22 protein-coding genes are annotated in these 26725 nt (G+C 40.2%); 5 read left to right on the top strand and 17 right to left on the bottom strand.

Features of this window, described 5'->3' with window-relative positions; all coding sequences use genetic code 11:
- Positions 1 to 49: 49 nt before the first annotated feature.
- The 7 genes from B879_RS04405 to B879_RS04375 all read right to left on the bottom strand — a co-directional run bounded on the left by B879_RS04405 (position 50) and on the right by B879_RS04375 (position 7883).
- A complete protein-coding gene (locus B879_RS04405) occupies positions 50 to 742 on the bottom strand; it encodes a hypothetical protein (RefSeq protein WP_009183940.1) in 693 nt (230 codons plus the stop codon).
- Positions 743 to 932: 190 nt separating this feature from the next.
- Complete coding sequence (locus B879_RS04400) at positions 933 to 2588, bottom strand: Na/Pi cotransporter family protein (protein ID WP_009183939.1); 1656 nt, start codon at positions 2586 to 2588, stop codon at positions 933 to 935.
- 110 nt (positions 2589 to 2698) lie between these two features.
- Positions 2699 to 4003: a hypothetical protein gene (locus B879_RS04395; RefSeq protein ID WP_009183938.1), complete on the bottom strand. Its 1305-nt coding sequence runs from the start codon at positions 4001 to 4003 to the stop codon at positions 2699 to 2701.
- The gene (locus tag B879_RS04390) at positions 3978 to 4667 is read right to left on the bottom strand and encodes an ABC transporter ATP-binding protein (protein ID WP_009183937.1); all 690 of its coding nucleotides are present in this window, start codon (positions 4665 to 4667) and stop codon (positions 3978 to 3980) included. The genes B879_RS04395 and B879_RS04390 overlap by 26 nt, the downstream gene beginning before the upstream one ends.
- 11 nt (positions 4668 to 4678) lie before the next feature.
- Positions 4679 to 5896, bottom strand: a complete 1218-nt coding sequence (locus B879_RS04385) for an ABC transporter permease (RefSeq protein ID WP_009183936.1) — start codon at positions 5894 to 5896, stop codon at positions 4679 to 4681.
- Positions 5893 to 7125 (bottom strand): ABC transporter permease, encoded by a 1233-nt coding sequence (locus B879_RS04380; protein WP_009183935.1) that lies wholly within the window; start codon positions 7123 to 7125, stop codon positions 5893 to 5895. Before B879_RS04380 ends, B879_RS04385 begins: the two co-directional genes overlap by 4 nt.
- Positions 7125 to 7883: an outer membrane lipoprotein-sorting protein gene (locus B879_RS04375; protein WP_009183934.1), complete on the bottom strand. Its 759-nt coding sequence runs from the start codon at positions 7881 to 7883 to the stop codon at positions 7125 to 7127. The genes B879_RS04380 and B879_RS04375 overlap by 1 nt, the downstream gene beginning before the upstream one ends.
- A gap of 224 nt (positions 7884 to 8107) precedes the next feature.
- Here B879_RS04375 and B879_RS04370 point away from each other — a divergent pair, with 224 nt between their 5' ends.
- Entirely contained in the window at positions 8108 to 8515 is a 408-nt protein-coding gene (locus tag B879_RS04370; RefSeq protein WP_009183933.1) for a response regulator, read from the top strand.
- Here the strand turns inward: B879_RS04370 and B879_RS04365 are convergent.
- Positions 8490 to 11177: a phosphoenolpyruvate carboxylase gene (locus B879_RS04365; protein ID WP_009183932.1), complete on the bottom strand. Its 2688-nt coding sequence runs from the start codon at positions 11175 to 11177 to the stop codon at positions 8490 to 8492. The two genes, B879_RS04370 and B879_RS04365, sit on opposite strands and share 26 nt — an antisense overlap.
- A gap of 83 nt (positions 11178 to 11260) precedes the next feature.
- Complete coding sequence (locus B879_RS04360) at positions 11261 to 12520, bottom strand: DUF819 family protein (RefSeq protein WP_009183931.1); 1260 nt, start codon at positions 12518 to 12520, stop codon at positions 11261 to 11263.
- Positions 12521 to 12708: 188 nt separating this feature from the next.
- On the opposite strand from B879_RS04360, the gene B879_RS04355 reads away from it, so the two are divergent.
- Positions 12709 to 14928, top strand: a complete 2220-nt coding sequence (locus B879_RS04355; protein ID WP_009183930.1) for a sodium-translocating pyrophosphatase — start codon at positions 12709 to 12711, stop codon at positions 14926 to 14928.
- 176 nt (positions 14929 to 15104) lie between these two features.
- Positions 15105 to 17201, top strand: coding sequence for a prolyl oligopeptidase family serine peptidase (locus tag B879_RS04350; protein ID WP_009183928.1), 2097 nt, complete (start codon positions 15105 to 15107; stop codon positions 17199 to 17201).
- A 116-nt stretch (positions 17202 to 17317) separates the two neighbouring features.
- Here B879_RS04350 and B879_RS04345 read toward each other — a convergent pair whose 3' ends face one another.
- On the bottom strand, positions 17318 to 18406 hold the full coding sequence (locus tag B879_RS04345) for a DUF6544 family protein (RefSeq protein ID WP_009183927.1): 1089 nt from the start codon (positions 18404 to 18406) through the stop codon (positions 17318 to 17320).
- A 218-nt stretch (positions 18407 to 18624) separates the two neighbouring features.
- Between B879_RS04345 and B879_RS04340 the strand changes: the two genes are divergently transcribed.
- The gene (locus tag B879_RS04340; protein WP_009183926.1) at positions 18625 to 19710 is read left to right on the top strand and encodes a hypothetical protein; all 1086 of its coding nucleotides are present in this window, start codon (positions 18625 to 18627) and stop codon (positions 19708 to 19710) included.
- 35 nt (positions 19711 to 19745) lie between these two features.
- Here B879_RS04340 and B879_RS04335 read toward each other — a convergent pair whose 3' ends face one another.
- From B879_RS04335 to B879_RS04315, 5 genes are all read right to left on the bottom strand, one after another.
- On the bottom strand, positions 19746 to 20981 hold the full coding sequence (locus tag B879_RS04335) for a polysaccharide deacetylase family protein (protein WP_009183925.1): 1236 nt from the start codon (positions 20979 to 20981) through the stop codon (positions 19746 to 19748).
- A 373-nt stretch (positions 20982 to 21354) separates the two neighbouring features.
- Positions 21355 to 21747: a DUF302 domain-containing protein gene (locus B879_RS04330; RefSeq protein WP_009183924.1), complete on the bottom strand. Its 393-nt coding sequence runs from the start codon at positions 21745 to 21747 to the stop codon at positions 21355 to 21357.
- Between the two features lie 127 nt (positions 21748 to 21874).
- Entirely contained in the window at positions 21875 to 22087 is a 213-nt protein-coding gene (locus B879_RS04325; protein ID WP_009183923.1) for a hypothetical protein, read from the bottom strand.
- Positions 22088 to 22254: 167 nt separating this feature from the next.
- Positions 22255 to 23331, bottom strand: coding sequence for an MBL fold metallo-hydrolase (locus tag B879_RS04320; protein ID WP_157231516.1), 1077 nt, complete (start codon positions 23329 to 23331; stop codon positions 22255 to 22257).
- 87 nt (positions 23332 to 23418) lie between these two features.
- Positions 23419 to 24036, bottom strand: a complete 618-nt coding sequence (locus tag B879_RS04315) for a TetR/AcrR family transcriptional regulator (RefSeq protein WP_009183921.1) — start codon at positions 24034 to 24036, stop codon at positions 23419 to 23421.
- A 143-nt stretch (positions 24037 to 24179) separates the two neighbouring features.
- Here B879_RS04315 and B879_RS04310 point away from each other — a divergent pair, with 143 nt between their 5' ends.
- On the top strand, positions 24180 to 25301 hold the full coding sequence (locus B879_RS04310; protein ID WP_009183920.1) for a Gfo/Idh/MocA family protein: 1122 nt from the start codon (positions 24180 to 24182) through the stop codon (positions 25299 to 25301).
- A gap of 186 nt (positions 25302 to 25487) precedes the next feature.
- On the opposite strand, the gene B879_RS04305 is transcribed toward B879_RS04310, so the two are convergent.
- Positions 25488 to 25880: a nuclear transport factor 2 family protein gene (locus B879_RS04305; RefSeq protein WP_009183919.1), complete on the bottom strand. Its 393-nt coding sequence runs from the start codon at positions 25878 to 25880 to the stop codon at positions 25488 to 25490.
- Positions 25881 to 25908: 28 nt separating this feature from the next.
- Complete coding sequence (locus B879_RS04300) at positions 25909 to 26514, bottom strand: hypothetical protein (protein ID WP_009183918.1); 606 nt, start codon at positions 26512 to 26514, stop codon at positions 25909 to 25911.
- Positions 26515 to 26725: the final 211 nt, after the last annotated feature.

Here is a 26725-nt window from a genome sequence, read left to right as displayed (position 1 = left end):
CTGTCTCAAATGAAGGGACAGCCTTTTTTAATTTTTTTATGGGAAAATACTACCATAAATAAATACGGTAAAAAACCTGTAATTGTACTGCAACATCAGGTGATATTAATTTTTGCTGTTTACTGTTACCTTCCATATTGGCAAAAGGGCTTATCAAGGATACTCCTTCCAGTCCTATTTCTCCATTTAGTTCAGGCAGTTCTATAAAAGCTCCAATTCTGATAGGGAAATAAACTCCTGTATTATTCCCTGTTATCGTTTCAGTGGTGAAATTATCACCTTGGTAGGTTCTGAATTCATCATTCCTAAAGGAATGGAACACCCCTAGACCTAGGCCACCATAGACTTTTATCAAGGAAGGCAAAAACCCTCTTCTGTCCGGGTTTAGAATATATATAGGCATTACGTCAGCAAAGACCATATTACCCAAAAATGCATGAGGGTAACCTGCTTCAGCAATATTACGGATTAGATTTTCTGAATAAAAATCTCCGCTACCAATTCTCTGCCAACCTAAAGTAGCTCTTATGTCAAAATGTGTATCTAAATATTGAGTATAATCTATACTTGCCGTAGGAAGTACTCTGAATTTAAAATCACTGTGGATTCCCGTATTATCTCCGTAAAGAAAAGATGGCCCTACACCTACTCCAATTTTATCAGGTCTTGCCATAGACCTTTGCGCATATGAAAGAGCCTGGAAAGTAAAAAAGAAAACTAAGGTCAAAACTACTTTATTCATGGACATATTTTTATGTTAACTTCTAAAGTTTTGGAATTATCTTTTACAAAACGCTAAAGTTTGGATCATGTTTAAAAACCTCCTAGGTATTTGGGGATGAAACAATTCAATCAATTTGGATCAAGAAATTCAAATCAATCGTAATATTAAACATTTTCAATCAGATTCTATAACAAACCTTGTTTGAATTTTATTTTTGGGTAACCTCTTCAAAAATGTTGGTCATGCTATTTTTTTCTGTTACAAACACTGCCAATGATTCCAAGGATGAGATATTTTTTTTAATGGCATTGGTCATAGTGGATACCATTGCCCCGTGAGGTACTTTTTTTTCAACCTGTCCATATAGGTAGCTTATGAGCTCCTGGTAGAAGCTTTCAATCTCCATCTGCCAGTATGGAAGCGCTTTTTGTTGTTCTGGAATTTTATAGTATTCCTCCAGTTCATCAAGTTTACCGGCAGTGAAATGTTGAAGTTTTCTCAAAATATCAAGGTCTAGCTTTTTCTCGGAATTTTTCATTTCACGGATATTAGGCACTATGTCCTTGACATTTTTTGCAGCATCTACTAGAGCCCTTATTTTGTTCATATAGCCAGTAAGTAACTTGGCTTCATTTTCAGTTAGATTTTGTTTTTGAATTTGTGCATAAAACTCGGTGATTTCATCTTCCATGAGTTTCAAATGGGTGTATTTACTCAGGGTATCGGAACCTTTGCCAAAAACTGTTAGCCATAAACTACCAGTTCTTCTTTCATCTTTTAAAAAAAGTACGTCCAAAATAAAATCCTGGGTCAGTTTAAAAATATGTTTCATTTCCTTTTCTAAGGCCCCAAATGCTATATCTACTATTTCGGGGGTAACATGTGTGATATAAACACATTTTTTGGAGGGAGCTACATCTTTGAATTTTGAGGACATGTAAATGCCAAATGGTTCTAAAATGGGGAAAAACATAGCAATGCCAATGATATTGATGGCTGTGTTTAAAAAAACCAGTTCCATTAAGGGATCGCTTATTTTCAAAGTGTTATAAGTAAAATCCACCATCGGTTCAAGAATTAAAAATGTGGTAATCCCTGCTATTCCTTTGAATATTACATTGGACCAGGCCAACCTTTTTTTATCCGGTGTACCCTTAATAGAGGCCAAAAGCAAAGTGGATGTTGTACCAATACTGGCACCAATTACCATAGAGGTAGATTGATAAATATCTATCAAATTAGCGTTTAAGGCACTCAATACAATAACAATGAGTGCTGAACTGGATTGAATTAAAGCGGTGATTATCAGGCCTATTAACAAAAAAACCCAAAGTCCAAAATGAGAATAGGACGCTAAATCTAAATGATTGGCCAGTTCTTCTATGCTGTCTTTCATGTAATCCAATCCCAAAAATAAAAGCCCAAATCCAACCAAAAATGCCCCTATGTTTTTCAAAAATGGCCTATTTTCCATAAAAAGGTAACTCAGTATTCCTATTGTCAGGAATGGAAAGGAAAGACCTGCAATATCGGCTTTAAAACCCAGTGAAGCTACAAGCCATGCGGTAACTGTTGTACCCAAATTTGCACCTAGAACTACACCCAGTGAACTTTGAAAACTGATGATGCCAGAGCTTAAAAAAGCCAAAGTAAGTAGCGTGACCAATGAGCTGCTCTGCAAGATCGCAGTAACTAGGGTACCTGATAAAATTCCTTTGAATTTAGTCCTTGTGGAGTTTTTAAGGAATCTTTTAAAAGATTTGCCAGCTAATCCTTGCAGACCACTTTCCAAATGGTACATGCCGAAAAGGAACATTCCCAATCCAGCCAAAAACAACCAAAAATCAAATTCACTCCAATTCATGCACTTTAAGAATCGATTACCTATATGCCCTGCTTAACATTAAGTTAACATGAATGTAGTTACAAGCATTCATAAATGGAAAGAATGAGATAGAAATTACTATATTTTTTTCAGAAACTCCATTTCAGTGCTGCGGCAATCAAACTTCCTGCCTCTTCAAAAATAGAACCTGAACCGCCAACAAAAAATTGACCGATCAATAAAAGGTCGAGGTTTTCAAGCACATTGCCAGTAAAGCTTGGACTGATAAAGACCGCAGGATCTGTGGGATAATAAAATCCAGCCAAACCTGCATTCAAAATGGGGGAAATGGGGTAGGTTCCCTGAACAAAAACCGAATGATCTGTAAAGGATAGATTGTCCGCTTGTAATGGTCTTGTAAGTAAAAGCACATTTTGCTCACTGCCTTTTCTTGGTTGATTATATAGATATTCTACCACCAGAAAAATACCGTTCCCAAACATATGGTCAACAGAAGTACTTACCACAAAATTACCAGCTTCTCTTCCAGGTATAGGGTTCAGGTCTCGAAAGTAACTGAATTCACCCTTGAAACCTGTATCTTTTATACTTCCTGCCCATCCAAAGCCTCCTGTCCATCGGTCTTTGAAGTATCCACTGATAAATTGCAGGTCATAACCCCGGTGGTTGAGTGAATAATAGACTGCAGCCACACTTTCTTTCTTTGTTCTGCCTGGGGCAACAGCAAATTCTATCCTGCTTAAGTCACCAGTAAAATAAGAAACCCTGATGGCATCGGTTCCGGGTCTTTCTTCATAATCGAAATCAAAGAAAGAATAGGTATTGAAAAGGTCGTTGGGATTGGAGACTAAATTAATGCCCCAATTGATGCGTTGCCTACCGATGCGTACCTGCCACTTATCGGTTCTATATTCTGTGAAAAACCTATCGATGGTACTGTGCAACATGAAATTATTGCCACTCCAAAGCACTTTGCTGATATTGAAAAAGCCAAAATCTTCTTCCAAAAAATCTTTAAAAAAAGGGAATTCCTTAACTGAACTACCTATAAAGAACCTCGTTCTCAAGCTTCCATAAGCTGTCCATTTTTCATTGAAATTGGCCCTCAAATTAAAGCGGTTGTGCAATAATTGGTCAAAAAAGGCATTCTCAAAGGATGGACTTTTCCGGTAGGAGGGAAGGTACTTGAGGTAGCCATTCAATTGATATTCCGGATAAGGAGATACTTCTTTAACTGTAAATTCCGAATCCTCTCCCAAGGATTTTTCACTTAATTTTTCAATTTGGAAATCATTTTGAAAGCCATTTTTTAAAGAATCCACCTGTAGTGCAAAACTTTGTGCAGCAACAGGCGTCACTATGGAAAAGCACAGAATCCAAGTTGGAACGATAAAAAGTAAAGTTGACTTATTTTGCTTTGACAAGGTCTTCATGTAATGCGCCGTCTACCAAGGTGACTACTCTTCTTGCCCTTTCGATGACCCGCTGGTCATGGGTGCTGAAAATAAAGGTCATGGATTCTTCCTCATTCAATTTGGCCATAATATCCAATAAGTTCATGGCAGCTTTGCTGTCCAAGTTGGCGGTGGGTTCATCTGCCAAAACGAATTTTGGCCGGGAAGCCAATGCCCTGGCCACTGCCACCCGTTGTTGCTGTCCTCCTGATAATTCTGAAGGTTTGCTGTGCAGTTTATCAGCCAAACCCACTTCCTCTAAAACCTGAAGTGCTCTTTCCCTGGTGGATTTGGGGTCTAAGTTTTGTAATTCCATGATCAAGCTGACGTTTTCCAAAGCGGTAAGGACAGGGATGAGGTTATAGGATTGGAATACAAAGCCGATATTTCTCAAGCGAAAATCTATTAGGTCTCCCTTGCGTAAGGATGCGATATTGGTACCATCGATAAATACGTCCCCACGGGTAGGGGTGTCAAGTCCTCCTATCATGTTCAATAAGGTGGTTTTTCCCGATCCAGATGGCCCCACGATGGTAGTAAATTCTCCTTCTTCAAAATCCAAACTCAGGTCCCTCAATGCATAGACGGGAATGGTATCCTCATTATAAATTTTGAAAAGCTGCTGTGTCTGTATGATAGGCATAAGTACTTGAATTATTTTCTAACTGCTTCGGCTGGGTTTAATTGTACAGCCCTTATCGCCGGGATAACTGCTGCTAAAACCGCTGTTATAGAGACCATGATAATGGTAATCCCAACATCTTTGGCTTCCAATAGGGGATAAATGATGGCATCATAGCCAAATTCTGCGAGTGCATCTGCAAAACCGGATAGATCCAAGCCCTCCTCTGCAATCAAACTGTGGATTCCCAAACCTAAAACGACTCCTATAACACCCCCGATCAAGGCAATGAATGTGGTTTCAAGGACAATCATAGCCGCGACTTTGATTTTTGTCATACCAATGGCCATCAACATGCCCAATTCCTGTACCCTTTCAAATACTGCCATCAGCATGGTATTCAATATTCCAAAAGAAAGCCCCAATAAGATGATTATCATAAAAATGTACATGATGAATCCGCCTTGTTCAACCAGAATCCTCAACTCAGGAGATAAGGCTGACCAACTTCGGATATCCACCTCTGGTAATTTTTCTGATAAAAGTGCAGCTAAATTTTCTGCTTCTTCATGGCTTTCCAGTAATATAGCGACTTGATGGTAAGCCTCATTTTCTCCCAGAAGCTCTTGCAGATCAGCTTGGTTAACATAAACATTCAGGTCATCAAAATTGGAGTCTGAGGTTCTGAAGATTCCGCTTACCCTGAATGCAGCAGAAGTAAGATCACCTTCCAGGTTTTGAAAAGTTAAAATTACCCTTCCACCCAATTGTACCCTCAATTTACGGGCATTTCGCTGTGAAATCAGTAAGGGGTTACGCATGGATTCATCAAGGTATTCCCCATCTATGATATTATACCTGAATTTACTGATGCCACCCTCTTCTTCCTTGTTGATTCCGGTAATCTTTACTCCTGAGGAATTATATCCGGAGGCCAGCATACCAAAACTGAGTGTCCTGAAAGCATAGCCTTTTATTTCTGGCATGCCCGCCAAACTTTGTCTGATCCGCTGAGGGTTTGGAAGGATCATTTTATTTTCCTGTTCCCTTAAATAATCTTTATGGTGAATTTGGATATGGGAAAGATGGTTCTGCACTAATCCATTGAAGCGCTGCATGACCAATCCCGCCACCAGTCCAAACATAAGCAAGCCTGCAGCTATCCCTAAAATAATGGCCATCATCAAGGCCATGCTTCTGCCTTTGTTTCTCCAAATGTTTTTCCAGGATAGCAATAGCAAGGTTCTCATCTTCTTAAATTTTCAAGGACAGGAAAGGTTAAGCTTCTCCAAACAGGATAAGTGGTAATGATCAAGGTAAGGATCAGCATGGTGATTCCCTGGAAGATGAAAACGGTGGGCGCCAATGAAAAAGGCAAAAAGGGTTCCATGCCATATTCTTTCACCAGGTCTGATAATCCTTCTCCTAAGGGAATGGGATTGCGGTTGAAATAAAACAACACGGGAAAACCGAGTACAATCCCAGCTCCAACGCCCAAAATACTGATCAGAATGGTTTCAATAAAGCACTGTAAGGCCAGGATATGGCGCTTCATCCCCAAGCTGACCAAGATGGCAAACTCCTTTTGTCTTTCCAGGGTCATGGTGAGCACCGTACCAAAGATGCCAAAAGCAATCACTACGTACAGGATAAACTGCATGATTCTTCCAGAGACCGCATCAAATGCCAAAGCTTTAACCAGGTCAGGCTGCAAGTCTTTCCAATGCAGGACTTGCAGTTCTGTTCCTTCCAGAAGTTTTTCAATCTCTTGTTGCACCCTAAGTGCACTTTTATCAGTGTCTGCCATGATGAGCCAATGGCTTGCTTTTCCATCCATGACAAATAACCAAGAAGCCTCCTCAAATGGCAGGTAGATCAATTGGTTGTCAAGGAATTCCATAGGATGGGAGATAATGCCTTTTATTGGGTATTTGCCCGCTGCCTGCATGCCTTGATACCCCTGACCTATAACTACCAAGGTATCATGGAGGGAGAGTGAAAGTCTTTGGGCCAGTCCGCTCCCGACCATTACCATTTGGTCATCGTTATTTAAGATTTTCCCTTCTGTCAGAAAATTTTGAAATCCATTCATACGGTTTTCCAATTCCGGTATAATGCCAATTACCAAAGCTCCTCTGGTTTCGCTTTCTCCTGCGGCAAGCACAAAAGATTCTACCCTGGGTACGGCATAGGCATGATGTCTCAAAAGCTGATTCAAAGCTTCTTCCTGACGCTTGTCCAAGTCAAAAGCAAAATCCAAAGATGGGGTTTCAAAATAGGCAGTATCCTGGATTTGGAGATAGCCTGTTCCAAAGCGAAGGGAGTTGCTGATGATTTGTTCATGCGAACCAATATTCATGGAATCCATCAAGAGGGCCAAAATGACAGCAAAAAGAATGGAACCTGCGGTAATCAGGGTTCTTCTTTTATTTCGCCAGAGATTTCTCCAAGCCAACTTAAAAATCAATATCCAGTTCATCAGCGTAAATCTTTCATCCTTTGAACAGAAAAGAAGGCTTCTTCAATAGGTCGGTCAAATTCAATATTCAGGTATCTTAGGATGGTTTTATTTCCAGGCTTGTCAGAAGGAATCATTTCCAATACGGTGGGGATTTCCCTATCATCCATTTTTTTTATATTTGATCCTATTACAGTACTGACAAGTGCTCCATATTCATCATAATTTTCTCCCCTTAATTGGAGATAGGAGTCTTTGGTGATCCAGACCAAGATTTTGCCAAAAACTACTGCGGCATCTGGTTTGGGAATCATTTCGATTTTATAACATTCCATTCCGTCAATGACTTCTGAACCAATGATGCTGTGTACATAATCATTGATGATCGAACTCTCACGGACCAAATCATCATTGGTAAAATCTGAGCCCATCCAGGACTGGGCCATCATAGACGGTGGAAGCTTGATGGTCCGTTCAATGTTGGGTACCCAATTCCAGATTTCTCTCTGCCTCTTCAAAAATGAAGTTCCCCTGTCCCTGGCAGGTGCTGTTATCAGGATCATGGAAAAATCCTGCCCCTTTGACCAACTTTTGATGCCAATGGTACGGGAGAAGCGGGGGCGGATTATTTCCATTTCCATCTCTACTATCATGGATTCACCACGCATTTTTTGATCCATAATTTCCACAATTTCCCTGGCTGTTTGAGCCGTGGAGTCTTGGATATTACCGATAATCAAGTGGGAGACAATTAGAAACACAGGAAAAAAAAACTTCATGCTGCTGACGGTTAGGAAAGCTTAAATTACGAAATCTTTCTTACCTCTTTTACTCATTTTAAAATATTTTGTAGACATTATGATACCGTTTACTGGTAAATTTTACACTTTTATATATTCTATTGTCTGTAATTTTGTTATTTTTTGTAAATGAACGAGCGTCATCATTTAGTGACTTTCCTGTAAAACTTTATTTGTTTTGTACCATGCAAGGAAATCAAAACATGAAAGAATTCGAAGTATTGTTGGTAGATGATGATCCAATTACGCATTTAATGAACCGGCACATCCTTGAAAGCATTGATCAGGATATCACCACTAAAACGTTTGATGATGGGCAGGAATTTTTAGATTATTTAAATGAAAACCATGATTCCAGTAAGTGTTTTTTTGTCTTGTTGGATTTAAACATGCCCGTGAAGAATGGGAGGGCGGTACTTCAAGAAATTCAGTATATGGATATTGCATTTGATCTGTACGTGGTAATTTTATCATCTTCCCTATTGGAGGAAGATAAAAAATTGGTTCATGAATTCCCTTTCCTCATTGATTTTTTAGAAAAACCAATGAGGAAGGAGGATATCAAGGGGTTAATCGAGCAACATATTATCCCGTGTTTTTCAAACCACTAGCTAGTGCCGTGGTAATTTCAAGCAGTTTTTTTACCAAAACCTCGGAGCGCTCCGGCTCTATGTCCTTTTCGGCCCTCCAAAGGCTGAGGTTGTCCAACTGCAGCTTGTGCAGGGCGTTTAAAGCCAAGGTTCTGCGGCGCAAATTATCCAATTGGCTGACCCTCCTTTTCTCTCTACTTTCCTCAAACATCAGGGCAATTTCGTCCAGGCTTTTTTGGTATTCTTCGAGAATGATGGTAAGGATGGTTTCTCGGGTTTCAGGATTATTAACTTTAGATGCATAGACTTTCATCCATTCCGCATCAGCATTCATCACATTGGTTTCTACCTGAATCAAAATATACCTTAGTAATGGCCAGGTATTGGCATTGGCTTTTAAAGATGCATACAACTCCGGTTCCTCCTTCTTCATCTTTTCCAGCGCAAAGCCAATCCCAAACCAGCCGGTAAGGTTGAATCTGGATTGGTTCCAGCTGAATACCCAAGGGATGGCACGGAGATCGGCAAGTGTACGGGTTCCTGTTCTCCTGGCCGGTCTGGAACCGATTTTACTCATTTCCAAAACATCTATAGGGGTGGCTTCTCCATAAAATTCCACAAAATTTGGGTGTTCCATCAAAGTTCTGTACTGGGAGAAGGCAAAATCTGCCAACCTTTGTAAAGCAGGTTCAGGGAAGGTGTGGGCTTTTTCCGGATAATCAAAAAATGCTGTTTGTAGGGTAATGCCTGAAAGCAGCATTTCGATGTTGTATACACCATTTAACAGGTTGGCGAATTGTTGGGCGATCGTTTCACCCTGAACGGTCAACTTCATTTTACCACTTAAGCTGCCTAGTGGCATACTTTCCAAAAAACGGTGATATTTTCCGCCGCCCCGGCTAATGGTGCCACCCATGCCGTGGAAAAATTGAAGATTGAGTCCATGCTCATTTCCTACATCTGTCAGCGCTTTTTCTGTCTGGTAAATGTTCCACCTACTCGCCAGTATCCCTCCATCTTTATTGCTGTCAGAATAGCCCAGCATGATTTCCTGAAGGCCTGATTTAACCCTTTGGTAGAACGGAAGCTTGAGGAAGTCCTGCATGATGGTAGAGGACTGCTTTAAGTCTTCAATGGTTTCAAAAAGAGGGGCAACCTTAAAGGCGGCAGGATCTAACCCTACTTCTCTAAAATAGAGGTATACCATCAAAATATCACTGACTTGGCGGGTCATACTGATGATAAATGTTCCTATTCCATCATTTCCGTGAAGGTCGGTGTGGTTCTTAACAGCCCGATAATACCCCAATACTTTATCTGCCTCTGGCCCAAAGGATTTTCCTACGACACCAAAGGGTCTTGGATTTTCCAATTCATTCAACATGAAGCTGAGTCTTTCTTCTTCGCTCCAAGTATTGAAAGGGGACAGATGAGGATAGGTAGTGGAAAGAATTTGCTCAAACGCCTTATCATGAAATGTGGAGTTCTGTCTGATATCCAGTTTGGCAAGGTGAAATCCGAAACACTGATTTTGTCGTTCGACAGGAAACAAAAGTTCATCCACCACCCTGTTTGCCCCTATGGCCAATAGACTTTCCCTAAGAACTTTTAGATCTTTGGCAAGGGCCTCCGGATTTTCATAGATGGGGATGTCCTCATTTGGAATTTCAGAAGCTGTATTGTCCAATTGGAGGAGTATCAGGTTGATGAACTGTCTCCAGGGTTCGTATGGATTTCTTTTTACGGCTGATAAACCATGGTTGCCAAGTTCCTTTGTTTTCTCTTCTATGCTTTCTTTGAAAAATTCAGGGATAGGGTTACGAATTTCCGAAAAGGTCATTTTGGCACCCAGATCGAATATCTGACTTCTTAACAAGTCAAGTGCATTTTTTCTGTGGGTCAACAAAGTCTCTGCTGTAATTTCCGCCGTTACGTAGGGATGTCCGTCGCGGTCTCCACCGACCCAGCTTCCAAACTGCAGAATGGGGAACTGTTCGGGGTACCTGAGCAATTCAGGGTCAAAACCCATAAGTTGCCAGCTTGCCTTTAACTGCTGATCACTTTTGGCTAAGGCCTTTGGGAATACTTTAGTAAAATAATGAACAACATTATTTCGCTCTGATTGGATAGTGGGTTTTTCCAGATAAACCTCTCCGGTTTTCCACCATCTTTCAATAAGGGCCTTTATATTTTCCCTGATGGCATTTTTTTCCAATTTGGTGAAGGAGGAATTCTCCAATTTTACCATTTGAAGATAAAGTTCCCGGTGCAGTTCGAGTACAGAGATACGTTTTGCCTCCGTAGGGTGTGCGGTCAAAACAGGAGTGAGTTCCACCTTGGATAACAGATCGGAAATTTCATTCACACTTAACCCCTTGTCTTTTAGCCGGGTGAAAGTTTCTACCCAAGAACCTCGGATTTTTATTGGCCCATCTTGCTCTGAAACTTGCCTCCTGTATTGTACTGCAGCATTTTCTTCGACAAGATTCATCAATTGCAGGTAAATACTTAATACCTGAATGTGTTTTGCTTCCAACTCTTGAATCTGCTCAGGTTTTAGGTTTCCAGATGTTTTAAGCGCCAATAAGTTGGAAAGTTCCGATTCTCCCAATTCTTCCAGGACTTCCCTAAAACATTGTGCGAGGAATTGTACATCTTGCTGAACTTTATCGAATATTGTCATTGTCACCAGGCGTTAAAAAAAGTATTACATTTCATTATGGAATTCCTAATATATTGCCAAATAATCAGATTTTAAAACAATGACTAAAACATTTTTAGAAAATTAGCCAAAAAATAACCCAAATAATTACCAATAGCATACCCAATAATTCCTACTGTAATACCAGAAATAATAATTTGTTTATTACCTAAAGCTCCTGCAATTACAGGCACAAATGGTGGAGAGCATATGAAAGAAACCGAGGTAATCATCGTGGTGTCAGCATCAATTTTAAATAGTTTACATAAGAGGACGTGGATTAAAAGAGATCCAAAAACTGCCATGCTGATGTAGCCCAGAAGGGATGGGTTGATGCCGGTAAAATTGGAAATATCCGCCAAGGAGGCCACAACCAAGCTGAATATCAGGATCAGGTACATCCCTGTCTCAAAAGTTAAAGGCAATTGATTGATTTTATCAGCATTGGAGGCGATTATTCCTAAGCTAGTAATACTTAATATCACGGTGACCATAAGGAGATTTTCAGGAAATAAAGTAGCTATGCCTAAAGAAACTCCAGCAATTCCAATAGACAATGCCAACCCCTTGATAATCACTTGTACCCGTTTTTTGGTAGTATCCGGAGCCTTAGGGTTCGTTACATGCTCAGCATTTTTGATGGATGCGATATCATTATGGAAAGGAGGTAAAAATTTACCAAACAGGTTTTTCCCCACTGTAATCAAAAAGCCCAGATAGAACACGCCTATGATCAGGTCGTAGGTATGGGTAAGTATATAAGTATTGGCGTCTACTTTCAGCATAAGCTTGAGGGAGGCCAGGTTGGGTGTGCCTCCTGTGTAGACCCCTACAAGCAAGCCGGATATTTTCCATAAGTCATCAATACTACTGTTTCTGAAAAGAAAAAAACCCAAAGTGATTGTACTTAAAACAGAAAAAAGAGCAATTATAAGAGATAACACTACTTTACCTGCCAATTTTTTCCAAGATTTTAAATTGGTGGAAAAAAGCATTAATGGAATCGCTAAGAGTACCGTAATGCTCATGAGGATATCTTTTAGCTGGTAAACCTGGAAACCGATCAGGTCATTGGCTGTTATAAGGCCTGCATCAAGCATGTTTTTCACATCCTTCACATTAGTATGGGGATGGGTAATGATTTTTTCATATAGCACTTCTCCCAATCCGGGGAGTATACCCACATTCCCTAATACCAGCCCAAAAACATAGGCGATAATGACAGATCCAATTTTATCCAGAAAAGGGTAGCGATAACATAAATATAAAATGACTGCCGGTGCAATCAGGTAGAAAATAAATAGCAGGATTAAAGTTAGATCCATATTTCAATTTTATCCCATCCAATATATGGATGAAAAAGGTAAAAATAAATAACCCATCATAAGCAATTGCATGCAAAATATTCTTCTGTATACAAAAATACATGACATTTATCTATTTTGATTGCTTGATAATTGAATAGTAATATCTTTGTCGGAATGTTATTTTGACTATAAACTCAGTAAACTTTATGGAACAAGCGTTTGTATATGTGGTTCCCTTTATGGGAATAATAGGCCTGATAGTAATGGCAATTAAATCAGCTTGGGTAACCAAGCAGGATGCAGGTGATGCTAACATGGCAGAACTCGCCGGACACATCGCCAAGGGTGCGATGGCCTTTTTAAAGGCAGAATGGAGGGTTTTGACTTACTTTGTGATCATAGCCGGTATTATCCTAGCTTGGTCAGGAACACTTATTGAAACCTCCAGTCCGGTAATTGCTGTCTCTTTTGTTATTGGTGCCTTTTTTTCTGCCCTTGCAGGTTACATTGGGATGAATATAGCCACCAAAGCCAATGTAAGAACCACCCAGGCTGCAAAAACCAGTTTGAAAAATGCCTTAAATGTGTCCTTTACGGGTGGATCTGTAATGGGTCTTGGTGTAGCAGGTTTGGCTGTTTTGGGAATGGGCTCCCTATTCATTCTATTTTACAATGTTTATGTAGTTTCCACCGGAGCCAATGTCAACGGATTGGAAATGAGCAAAGCGCTCGAAGTGCTTGCTGGGTTTTCTTTGGGTGCGGAATCCATTGCCCTTTTTGCCCGTGTAGGCGGAGGTATTTACACCAAAGCAGCTGATGTGGGTGCTGATTTAGTAGGTAAGGTGGAAGCAGGTATTCCGGAAGATGATGTCAGAAATCCTGCTACCATTGCAGATAACGTTGGGGACAATGTGGGAGACGTGGCCGGTATGGGCGCTGACCTTTTTGGATCTTATGTAGCGACTATTTTGGCTTCTATGGTATTGGGAAGAGAGATAGTATCTGCTGATAATTTTGGAGGAATTGCACCTGTCTTATTGCCATTGGTGATAGCCGGTTTGGGTCTTTTATTCTCTGTCGTAGGTACCCTGTTTGTGAAAATCAAAACTGACAATGACAGTGTTCAGGCAGCTTTGAATAAAGGTAACTGGTATTCGATTATATTAACGGTTATAGCCTCTTATTTCGTTATTGATTATATGTTTCCGGAAGGAGACTTGGTGATGATTCGTGAAGGCTCTCCTTCTTTTACAAAAATGGGTGTTTTTGGTGCCGTTTTCTTAGGATTGATTGTGGGCGCCTTGATGAGTATCATTACAGAATATTACACTGCCATTGGGAAAAAACCTGTTAACTCTATTGTACAACAGTCCTCTACAGGTCACGCCACAAATATTATTGCAGGTTTGGCTGTAGGTATGCAGTCTACCGTAATGCCTATTATTGTTTTGGCTGCGGGTATTTATGGTTCCTTCCTTTTTGCCGGTCTTTATGGTGTGGCCATTGCAGCAGCTGGAATGATGGCCACTACGGCGATGCAGTTGGCCATTGATGCTTTTGGGCCAATTGCAGATAATGCAGGGGGTATTGCAGAAATGTCCGGCCTTCCTAAAGAAGTGCGTGAAAGAACAGATATTTTGGATGCGGTAGGTAATACCACTGCAGCTACCGGAAAAGGTTTTGCGATTGCCTCTGCTGCTTTGACAGCTTTGGCTTTGTTTGCCGCTTATGTAGGTTTGGCAGGCATCAATACCATCGATATTTACAAAGCGGATGTATTGGCCGGTCTATTTATAGGGGCTATGATTCCATTTATTTTCTCCTCCTTAGCCATTGCTGCTGTGGGTCGTGCTGCCATGGATATGGTGAATGAGGTAAGGAGGCAATTCAAAGAGATTCCTGGAATTATGGAGTACAAGGCCAAGCCTGAGTATGAAAAATGTGTGGAAATTTCTACGGCTGCTTCCATTAGGGAAATGATACCTCCAGGAGCCATTGCCTTAATTTCTCCGATTATTGTGGGTTTTGCATTTGGTCCAGAAGTATTGGGCGGTATGTTGGCCGGTATCACCGTATCCGGTGTTATGATGGGTATTTTCCAAAATAATGCCGGTGGTGCTTGGGACAATGCCAAGAAATCTTTTGAAAAAGGGGTAGAGATTAACGGTAAAATGGAGTATAAGGGTTCTGAAGCCCACAAAGCCTCTGTCACAGGAGACACCGTAGGTGATCCGTTTAAAGATACTTCAGGGCCTTCCATGAATATCCTGATCAAATTGACCTCTATTGTAGCATTGATCATTGCGCCTCATATTTCTGAAGGTGATGGACATGGGCATGCTAACCTCGAAAAAGAAATCATCAAAGAGATAAAGGTTGAAGCTATCAAGGAAATCGTAAGTGTAGAAGTATTGAAAGTCGATTAATTAACCCAAAGTACAAGTATTAAGAGGCTGTCTCATAAATAGGGACAGCCTTTTTTTTTATCCTCATTTGTTCTGCGCACAATTTGCCGTGTATATTAAGTAAAGCTACACTTCCGAGAAATTTTCTTTTTACATTCATAGCTTTTGGCTATATTTTAAAATATTATTCCATTCCTATGAGAAATTTACTGATTTTAACTTTCCTGTTTTTAGTTTCATTTGGGCAAAACAATGCGCAGCGTTTCTCCATGGAACAGGTAAACTCATTTCCTTTTCCATCTGAACTTACAGCTGCTGGTCAGCAGGATAGAATAGCCTGGGCCATGAATGAAAAAGGCTTGCGTAATGTGTATGTTGCGGAGGCTCCTGATTTTAAACCCAGAAGACTCACTGATTTTACTCATGATGATGGTCAGGAAATTACCAACCTACAATACACCGCTGATGGCAATACCCTGATTTTTGTAAGGGGAGGAGAACATGGCAGCAATTGGGAGAGAAATGTTGGGATAAACCCTTCCCAAGAAATATTTATCCCAAAGGTGGAGATTTGGAAAGTCCCTTATAGTGGAGGAAAAGCCGAAAAAATTACTGAAGGAGATGATCCTGTTATTGGGGCAGACAATCACACGGTTGCCTATATTAAAAACAGACAGGTTTGGACCTTTAAATTAAACGATCCAAAGCCTGAGCAACTTTTTGAAACAAAAGGCTCGGTCAGCGAACTCAGTTGGTCCCCACAAGGGGATAAGTTATTGTTTACCATCAATAGAGGCACCCATGCTTTGGTGGGTGTATTTGACATCCAAGAAAAAAAGCTGAGTTATGTTTCCCCATCCTTTAGTAGGGATTACAGCCCTAGATGGTCCCCTGATGGGAAATTGGTAGCTTTTATCCGAAGACCAGGAGGAAAAGCGGAACCTCAGCCTATTTTGGAGCAGCGTCATAATCCTTGGGAAATTTGGACAGCAGACTTGGAGTCAGGGGAAGGGAAAATGCGGTGGAAAGCTCCTGAGACTTTGAGGGGATCTATATCCACCACACATGGTGGGGCAAACCTTCATTGGGCCACTGATAATCAGTTGGTGTATCTTTCTTATGAGGATGGTTGGCCGCATATGTATGCCATGGATGCTAATGCTGGCCCATCCCGTCAATTGACCAAAGGGAATTTTATGGTAGAGCATGTCCAATTAGCACCGGATGGTAAATCACTGCTTTTTTCTGCCAATACAGGCCCTCTGGATGATGATATTGACAGAAGGCATATCGGTAGGGTCAATATTGCAGATGGCAATTTTGAAATTTGGTCGCAAGGGGAAAGTATTGAAACCAATCCTGTGATGCTATCAAGTTCGCAATTTATCGCCTGTATTTCCTCAACTTATGCCAGGCCAATGTTGCCTACAATTCTGCAATTGAGTACAGGTCAGATGCAGGTGATTGCAGATGAGCTACTGCCCAAAGATTTTCCCTTGGCCGAAATGGTCAAGCCCAAACAGGTGATTTTTAAATCTCCGGATGGATTGGATGTACATGCCCAGATTTTTGAAAAAGAGGGGGGGGCAGATAAAAAGCCGGCTGTGTTATTCGTACATGGCGGCCCACAGCGACAAATGTTGCTCGGTTGGCATTATGGGGATTATTATTCAAATACCTATGCAATCAACCAATACTTGGCCAATATGGGCTTTGTTGTCTTGTCTGTGAATTTCAGGTTGGGTATAGGCTATGGGTATGAATTCCACAAGCCTGCCAGGACCTACTGGCAGGGGGCAGAGGAATACCTGGATGTAAAAGCTGCGGGGGAATACCTGGCAGGCTTACCCCAAGTGGATCCGGAGAGAATTGGGATTTATGGAGGTTCATATGGGGGCTATTTGACAGCTTTGGCACTGGCTAAAGATTCGGATCTATTTGCGGCAGGCGTGGACATTCATGGGGTTCATGAGCTTTCCAGAAGGCTGGAAATGCCTGATGGATTTGAAAAAGCTCCTGATTTTGAAAAAGCCCAAAGAACGGCATTCTATTCCTCTCCCTTGGCATATTTGGATACCTGGCGTTCTCCTGTACTTTTTATCCATGGTGATGATGATAGAAACGTACAGGTCAGCCAAACTACGGATCTGATCAGAAGGTTTGAAGACAGGAAAATGCCATTTGAATCCCTGATCATCCCAGATGATACCCATCATTGGATGAAGTATGGCAATTTGGTTAAAGTGAATCAGGCAACCGTAGACTTCTTAAAGAAGCATCTCCAACGGGATTGAACAGGTATCTCACTTTTCGAAATACTTTCAGGACAGGCATTTCAGTAGCATGCACATAAGTTCACGGATAAAATGGTGAGAAAGGAAAAGGTAAAAATCAGGACCCAAACCAGGTATTAATTCCTATTAAAGTTTACTGAGTCAATCTGTATTTCAGCCCAGGTCCAGTCTCCTGTTTCTAATCTCCAGGTAGCATTGCACTTACTGGGAAGCAAAACGCCTTCAAAAGCTTGATGTTCCAAAACCTCTACTATCCAATCCTTTTTTACTGCATCCGGACCACTTCCCATATACCTTTGGGTAATAAAGCGGATCAATTTACCGTCATCATCAAATTCAAATATGCCGGAACCCGAAGTATTGCCTACCTTCATGGTGGCTTCTGCCGAATGACTGTCCAATTCTTTCCATTGTATATAATCCATGATGGCAGCAGAGGGATACCAGACTATTTCTCCTAAAAATCTTTGTAAGGTAGCTTCGTTGATCTGATTGTTTTTCCCTTCATTGGCCACAGGAAATAAGGCCAGAAATTTGATCAACATTTCTCCCTCTCCCTGATAAAACCTATCCCTCCCGATAGCAAACAATAGAGGCATCATTTGTAAGTCTACAGACCAGATAAAGCTGGGGGGATTGACTGTGGAAAGCTGCTGTGCACTTGCAGCATACCAGTTTTTCTGTTCAGGGTTTAGCTTTAACCTATAAGATTGCTCTGAATAAACAGATTTTAAGGGGGCTTGGTCTACAAGCCCCGATCTGTTCAGCCATTTTTGAACAGGAGGGGGAAGGTGCATGATGGATGCAGTGCTCAGTTGGGGTACTTCTTTTATATTTTGAATATGTTCTTTGGTTTCCCTTTGGATCTTTTTTTCGAAACTGTACTGGAAGAAGGCAATGAAAGCTACCAACAAAATGATCAGATTAGGGAAACTTCCAAATTTGGCCTCTGACCATTGGGAAAAAATTAAAGCTTGAGAAATCAGTAACCCAATAAAGGCAAATATCCACCAATCTTTGTTTTCCAAATAGTAAAAAATGGCTACTGTAAGGAGCATCATGGCAACACCCAGCCAAAATAAACCAGCAGGCTTACTCACTTGAATGGGGAAATCCTTTAACTCTGCCAGTTGAAATGCCTTTGCGAAGCCTAATAAGTGGATCAAAGCATGGACTAAAACCAAAAGTATAAAGGCAAATTTCATAGCAATGAAAATGAGATTGTTAGCATCTTATATTGACCGTCAATATAGCTGATAAAGGAAAATATTTTCATGACCTTTGTCAGGTAAAACCCTGATTTAACCTTTATCTTTTGGTTTTAAAAGCTTTACCTTTAACTTAAAATTAGGTCATCATTGTCAGATTTCTTTTACTGCTGTTATGCCTTGTATCCTGTATCTCCAATAATGAAATCCAGAAAATGAATCATCCCCAAAATATCTATTTGGAAGAGGAATCAATTCTTTATTTGCCCTTCCAATTTGAAATTGATCCCATGCAACGCTTACTGTTGGTCAATTTTGAAAAAGATCCTGATGGAGAGTATATCGGATTAGAACCTCAGTATTTTGATGATGAAGCCAATGGCCGGGGGCTTTTGGTAATTGCCTGGAGGAAGGATATGCGGATAGAGGTATATCATGAAGCCGGGCTAAGGCCAGATCCAGATAAATATGATATTGCTGGAAATGGTCTTGCTGCCATGCACCAAGTGGATTTTGACAAAAGTGAATTTGAAATTTCTGGTACGGGGGTCTTGGCTGAAATTGAATTTAGGGATAAAAGCAACCGAAAGATTAAAATTCATATTGAAGAAAAGCACCCCAAAAAAAGGGAGCCCTTTGGTCTATTGGCACCGATGGGAGATGCCGCCAGTAATCCATCGGCCATGCCTTTAGTGCTTTTGCATGATTTTTATTTTGTAAGAAGGAAGCATACCCAACTGGAGGTAAGTATTGACGGAAGGAAGCACCAAGCGGATAAATTACCACTTCCTTTGGATGGTACTTGGATGTATTTTGCGAGGTATTCCCCTGATCCATTCATTGTTACCTTTAATCCTGCAACTTCTGAGGTCCTGAAACCCGTAAGACTGGATAATAGGCATTTGACATGGGATTACAATGGGAAAGCCAAGGAAATCAAATCTTTGATAGCGGAGGGTGATGGACATCAGGTAAGCCTATCCTTTGATCCCGCATTTCCTCAGTTCAATATGATCAAGCCAGGCTTGGAAGTAAAAGGATCTTTTGTGATCGCCGGGGAAAAAAGTACGGGAATCATAAAGGGTATCTATACAGTTTCCACCAAAAGAGAGGGGGTGCAGATTCTACTTCATCCTGATGGAGGCTGGATACCTAATGAAAAGAAAATATCGCTTAGGCTATTATACGCTATGGCAGGAATTTTTAGAAACTGGCCTAAAACTTACCTATGGACGGCCACGCTGCAACAGGAAGAAAATCATTGGGTAATGATTTCTTCCTGGGAGCGTTTGAAAAAATAAGTGGTTAATTATTTGGGTTATGCATTGACCAAAGCTCAGAAAAGGGTGTTAAATATCTCAGATGAGGAAATAGGCTGCTGACGCTTTACAGGTCGTAAAGGGTTTTGAAAGTTCTGTTTCAGTTCTTGCTTGTTTTGGGCTAAGGTTTGTTCTACTCTTTGAGAAAAATCCTGTAATACATTTCTGAAGTTGATGTAATGTTGGATGGCCTGATTTTTCTCAGCATCCACTCCATCTTCTAAGTTCAAATGATTTAATAACCATTGGTCTTGCAAGTAAAACCAGGTTTTTATGATTTTCTCATTGTTGCACGCATAGACTTTATCCTTTAATCCATCCAAAATCTCTAGGATTTCAATTTGTAAATCATTTGAAACATTGGATTCCAATTCTTGCCCTGTTTCCAGGGAAATCAGATTTTTTTTGATGTGATTTTGACGCGAATTATGAATTAACTCAGAAGGACTGGAAAAATTGATGTCCAGAGCAGCCGCCTTTTCCGGTAATTCTTCGATAAATTCTAAAATTTGTACATCCTGATCGCTTTGAGCAGCTAATTCCAGGTAATCCAAAGCCAGACAAACAATTTCATTATCCTCTGGTAATGAGAGTACCCACTGAAGGAAGGCATCCGTATCAATTTTTTTAGATGCTTTTATGAAAGGTTGCAGTATTCTTTTTTTGCTTTGGAGCACATGAAAAACTTCGGTATCCGTTACATAATGCTGAACAGTGGGCTGGCTTTCGGGATTTGCCTGTAATTCTTTGAATTGAAGTACAACTTTGAATCCCATCTGCGGCAATGTATTGGATAGAAATTTTATGGGATAACCATAATTATTCATAAAGGCTTTAGGGATCTGACCAAACAGCTGTAGCACCTTATCCTTTTGTTTGATGGTCTGCTGCATGAATTCATGATGACATTTTTTGGAAAGGACTGAATGGGAATAAGTTTCAGATAAAAATTCAATAGGCCCAAATTCATTGAGTTTTTTCAGGTCACAAATGACCTCTGGTGCAGCATATTCCAATAAGTCCAAAGTTACTCCAGAAAACGAAAAGCTGACTTTGAATTTACTGCCATATTCTTGGAATATTTTGGTCAACACAGCATTCAGTGGCCTATATTTTTTTTTCACCAATTTCTCGATATTGGCGTAATTGTGCATTTCACTGAAATAAGTACTATTGGTTCCAATTTCATAAAAGCGATAATTTTTTAGAACTATAGGTTGATGTGTATAAAACACCAGGCAAAGGGTTTTCATGGTCTTGTTTGGTCAAGTCTATTTGATGAAATATCAGATACGATTATCCAACGCCGATTTGTTGGAACCATTCAGCCTATTTGTTGGTGGTTTGATGAAAGTCGAAACAGTTTGTTAATTGATCTAAGTAGCTAACTTATAAGGGTAAAGGTAATTGCATATCAATGCTTATCATATGATTTCTATCATACTTTTGAAAAAAAATGATAACAGACATTAAAAAATTACCGCGCTATCGGAACTGCTCCAATTAACCTTAGAAGCTATTCCTTTCTCCTATCAACTTCATTCAACAGCACTTCCTTTATGGTTCAATTTGATCGCTTTAAAATATCTAAGCTAATAAAACATATGGAGTTTCACAGAATGCCGCTTACTGAACACTTGCTACCACATTTTCCAGTTTTTTTCTTACTTCTGTGGCCAAGGGTTCAATAGCAGGATTGCCTAAGTTACTCATGGCTGCAATCGGGTCGATGGCAGAAATTTCAATTTCTCCGGAATCCAGTTTCCTTAGACTTACATTACAGGGTAGTAGTGCACTCATATTTGGATCTATGCTGAGAACTTTATCTGCAAAAACTGGGTTACAGGCACCCAAAATGACAAAGGGAAGGTAATCTTTGTCCAGCTTTTTCTTCATAGTCGCCTGTATGTCGATTTCTGTAAGCACGCCAAACCCCTCTTCTTTTAATGCGGTTATTACTTTTTCCCTTAGTAACGGGAAATCTTGGTTTGAAACTGATTTTGTGATATGGTATTTCATAGTTGTTGCTATTGATATTAGACATCAAGATAGAATACAAAACCCGAAAACTTGGTGACTTGGGTTACGTATTCTGAAAGATCCTGAAAAATCAAGAGGCAAATTCAGATTAAAGACTTGTGGTAAATCATTCATTCCGTTCCCTTTTAATCCTGCTAAAGGCCTTAAAAGCAATAAAATGTGCTACCCTATGCGTTAATCCTTCATTTTCCATCAAGAATTCAATCATCTTGTCCTTACTATCAAATTCCATAATTTGGACCATAGCTATCCATTCTTCTAGGCGCATGCCTGAGTTTTTATATAGGATTTCACCTACGGAGTCTTCATTTTCGTCCATAGTAAGGTTTTGCTTAGAAAAAATTAGTGTATTTCGCTGATGTACAGCAAGTTAATAAAATATTCTTATAATTTTCTAGCATTCATGGATTTTACAGAAGAGGTATTCTCTCGCTCTCAAAGGTTATCACCGTGTATCAATTTCAATTCAACAAATTTTGGAAAATTTTACCTGAGTAAGTTTTTGCCCAAGATAGGTTCAAGCAATAAGCCATTGATATTATCCCTCTTTTCAACTAATAGGTCCCAAGGTTCCATTCTGGGTTCATCCGAAAGGTCAAAAGTGCCAAAATGCATGGGAATAAAATATTTTCCCCCCATCATATTGAAGGCTTCTATGGCATCAGTAGGACTGATATGTGCCTGCGCCATGAACCACTCCGGTCTAAAGGCACCCACACCCATCAAACAGTAATCGGGTGCCCCTAAAGTGTTGCTGATATCCTGAAAATGAGGACCATGCCCGCTATCTCCCATAAAATAGACGGAATAAGATCCATTTTTAATGAAAAAACCACCCCAAAGGCTTTTGTTTTGGTCCAATAATCCTCTTCTTGACCAATGCCTCGAAGGAACATAGGTGATTTCAACACCGATGTCCTGTAAAAGATATTGTTGGTACCATCCTGCTTCCTGAATTTCCAAGTTATCTCCCCAGCTGCCGATGATTTCTCCAATTCCCAGCCCGGTAAGTATTTTCATACCGGAATTTTTTTCAAATAAATACTTCAGTGATTTGGCATCCAGATGATCCCTATGGTTATGGGAAATCAACAGATAATCCAAGGCCGGCAATTTTTCCAAAGGAAAGGGTAGCGGGCTTTCCCGCTTTAAAAATGTATTGTCTAATAATAAGGGGTCTGTCAGGAAGACTTTTCCATTGATCTGCATCAGGTAAGTGCTGTGCCCAAGCCACAAGAGATAGTCTTCCTCACCGTATAATGCCAGGCTATCAAACTCAACCGATAATCTGCGCTGCTCGGATCTTTTTGCTTCTTTTTGGGGATTCTTACCCATTTGCCATTTGAGCAAATCTCCAAAACCGGATTCAAAAGGGTGGTATAAATTGGTAAACCTGCCCTGTTGATCTACAGGAGTTCCCTGCCAATCAGCAGATGGGGAGATGGTTACCAATTCAGGATTGTCAATAAACGTTAAACTTGGTTCCTTCTCTACAGTGCGGTAACCCATAACAAATAAAAATATAATAATTCCAAATAATGTGACTGGGTATGTTTTTTTCATAACTCAAAAGTAAAACACAGCACAGTCAGCATTTGTTCAGGGGCTGAATTAACCCGTTAATAAAATCTCTTGATCTATAATCAGGAATTACTGTCTGTCCAACATGTAAGAAAAAGCCTGGAAACTGTTCATGACCAGGTTTTCTTTTTCATTGATCTTAAAAAGGTTTGAACGTTTGCTTATTTTTAGGGATACTAATCCGTGCAACATGGCCAAAACCGTGTAGGTAGTTGATTCGGCAGTTTGCCCCCTGAAGTAACCCATCATGATACATTCCCGTACGCATTTTTTTATGAGATCAAATATGGCATCACCTTCATTCCAAGCTTGGTCTTCTACTTGAATCAGGTTTTCTACAGGTGCTTCCAAGGTGAACATCAGCTCATAAACCACTGGATTATCCAGCGCAAACTGGAGGTATTTCTTGCCCATGGCTTTCATTCTCCCCATGGGGTCTGCCATGTTTGCTACGGTTTCCATTTCAGCTTTCAAATGGTTGAACCCCTCTTGGTGAAGGGTATGGAATATTTCATTTTTATCTTTGAAATAGTGATATATGATCCCAGGACTGTATTCTATGGCATCAGCAATGTTTCTGATAGATGTTTTTTCATAACCATATTTAAAGAATAAGCTACGGGCAGCATCAAGGATTAAAGTCCTCAGCTGCTCCTTCTCACGTAATTTTCTCTCAGCAACTCCCATAATTCATTGTTAAACAGCGCAATATAAATAAACATTGTTCAATAAAACAAGAAATATGAATTTGGTATACAAAAATTAACTGTGTATTTATTAAATTGAAAGATCTATTTTAATGATTGTTTTCAAACCTAAAATTCCTGCCCATGCATTCCAGAAGAGATTTTCTCCAAAAGCTAACCGCAACGGCTTTCACCATTCCTTTGGTATCCACTGTGGTCCCTGAAGTATTTGCCGAAAGAACAAATCTATATCAAAATGAAAAAGTCCTAAAAGTAGCACTGATGGGACTGGGCAGTTATGCCAACAGGGTAGCGGATGCCATGAGGGACTGCAAAAGAGCCAAAATAACGGGAGTAATCAGTGGCACCCCTTCAAAGATCAAGGATTGGCAGGGCAGGTTTAATATTCCTGATAAGAACTGTTACAATTATGAAAATTTTGATGCTATCAAGGATAATCCGGATATAGACGCAGTATATATCATTACCCCAAATGCCCTGCACCATCCACAGGCTTTGCGGGTGGCTGCAGCTGGTAAGCATGTCATCTGCGAAAAGCCTATGTCCATCAATGCCCAGGAGGGGAGAGAAATGATTGAGGTCTGTAAAAAAGCCGGTGTACATCTTTTGATTGGTTACCGGATGCATTTTGAAGCCAATACCCTGGAAATAGTCCGAATGAGGAGGGAAGGGGAATTAGGGACCATCAGGTTTTTTCAAGGATTAAGTGGCTTCAAAATCGGAGATCCTACCCAATGGAGATTGAACAGGGAATTGGCAGGCGGAGGAGCCATGATGGACATAGGGATCTATGCCATCAATGGCGCCCGGTACATGGTGGGAGAGGAACCTATTTGGGTGACTGCCCAGGAAGTCAAAACCGATCCGGTCAAGTTTAGAGAGGGAGTGGATGAGACGATTACTTTTCAATTAGGGTTTCCTTCAGGGGCGATTGCTTCCTGTCTCTCTACTTACAACATGAATTATTTGGATAAATTTTATCTGAATGGGGACAAAGGCTTTGCGGAGATGCAGCCTTCCACTGGCTATGGTCCGATAAGGTCCTGGACCCATAAAGGCAGATTAGACTTGCCCCATGTCACCCATCAGACTACACAGATGGATGAAATGGCAGCGATAATATTGGATGGAAAAAAGGCCATTATTCCTGTGGATGGAGAAGAGGGCTGGAAGGATATGGTGATTATTGATGCCATTTTTGAGTCGATCAGGACAGGTAAGAAGGAGGAGATAACGTACGTGTAATTAGGGAAAAAGTTAAAGAGCAAGAGGTTAGTGTAGAATGGAGAGTGTGAATGGTGTTTCGTAGTTGTCGTAGTTGTCAAGTTGTCGTGGTTGGAGCTTTAAAGGTAGAAGGGAACGTATAGGTAGCCGTTCCCAAAGACCTGTTGGAATGCCTTATGGTGTTCCAGCAGGTTTTATTGGTCTTCATTAAGCGATGTCCTTTAGGTGAGTAATCTGGTTATCCTTATTAAATTTGAAAATGGAAGTTCCATTTAATTGCAATTGGTCACCTTTTTTTAATCCATTTGGGAAATCCATGGCCAAAGTGGCTTGGTAGTCAATTTCAATAATGGTATTAAATCCATCATGTTTATAGGATAGGATTTCTTGTCTTCTGTAAGAGAAATAATCCAAAGCCAGTTCAGCTTGATGTTTAAAGGCATCAACTCCTTTAAGGCTTATGGTCATTTCCCCATTAGCAATGTTTTCAAATGTTAAGTTGGAAGACATATCCTTTACCATATTGTCAATATCAAAATTATTGTATGCCTGTATGTAATTAAAGATGATGCTTTCCCTTATTTTATTTATTTCCCTCATTTTTTTTAGAGTTTAGGAATCTTACCTGCTATTTTACTTTATTCCAGTTATTATAAAACCTCGCGATTTCCATTGGAGTACGGAATTCCTTGCTCCGGATTTTATCCATCAGTTCAGGGCAATCCTCAAAGTACTTTTCCAAAGCAGCGATTCTTAGACCAAGTAAGCCTTGGGTAACCCTGATAAAGTAATCCTCATTTTCTCTTTTGAAAAGATCCACGGCATCTACTGTAGAGGATTCCTGGTCCATAAATTCCCATTGGTAATAAGTCAAAAAGCCTTTCTCCCTTACATTTAGAAAATGGGGCTTGCCCAAATCCTTTCTACTCAGGTATTCAGTTTTGAACAAGCGGGAGTAACGTAATATCCATTGGCTTTCAAATATATCCTCTCCTTTGGCATATCCTTGGATCTGTTTAGGACTGTATCTTCTGTCCCTTGAATTCATGCTTTTAAACCGGATTTTGAAATACAGTTTGGCAAAAGGTGCCTCTTTTCGGTCCTTGATGCTGCCGGGAATGGTGTCAAATGCCTTGGTGACGATATAGCCAGGTTCATAGCCTTTCTGAGCCTTTATTTCTTTATAACTGGAAAAAATGAGAAACAAGGAAATAAAAAGAATAGGTTTTGGCATGGAATGGGGGATGCTTAATTTTTCAATACTTTGGTTTAGTTTATGGAATTTACAAAAAATGTGGAGATTCTTTTAAGTCTAGTTCAAGTCTTAAGACTTAGACGCTCATAGCCAATGGCTTTATGCAGTATGCTGTCAGTTGGAATGCTGGCAGAAAAAAGGCCAAGAAAAGTCTTGTCTTAATTCCTTTTGAATTATTTTCGTGAAAATT

Origin of the sequence: Cecembia lonarensis LW9 (assembly GCF_000298295.1) — a bacterium.
GTDB lineage: Bacteria > Bacteroidota > Bacteroidia > Cytophagales > Cyclobacteriaceae > Cecembia > Cecembia lonarensis.
This window is presented reverse-complemented; position numbering and strand designations above follow the sequence as displayed.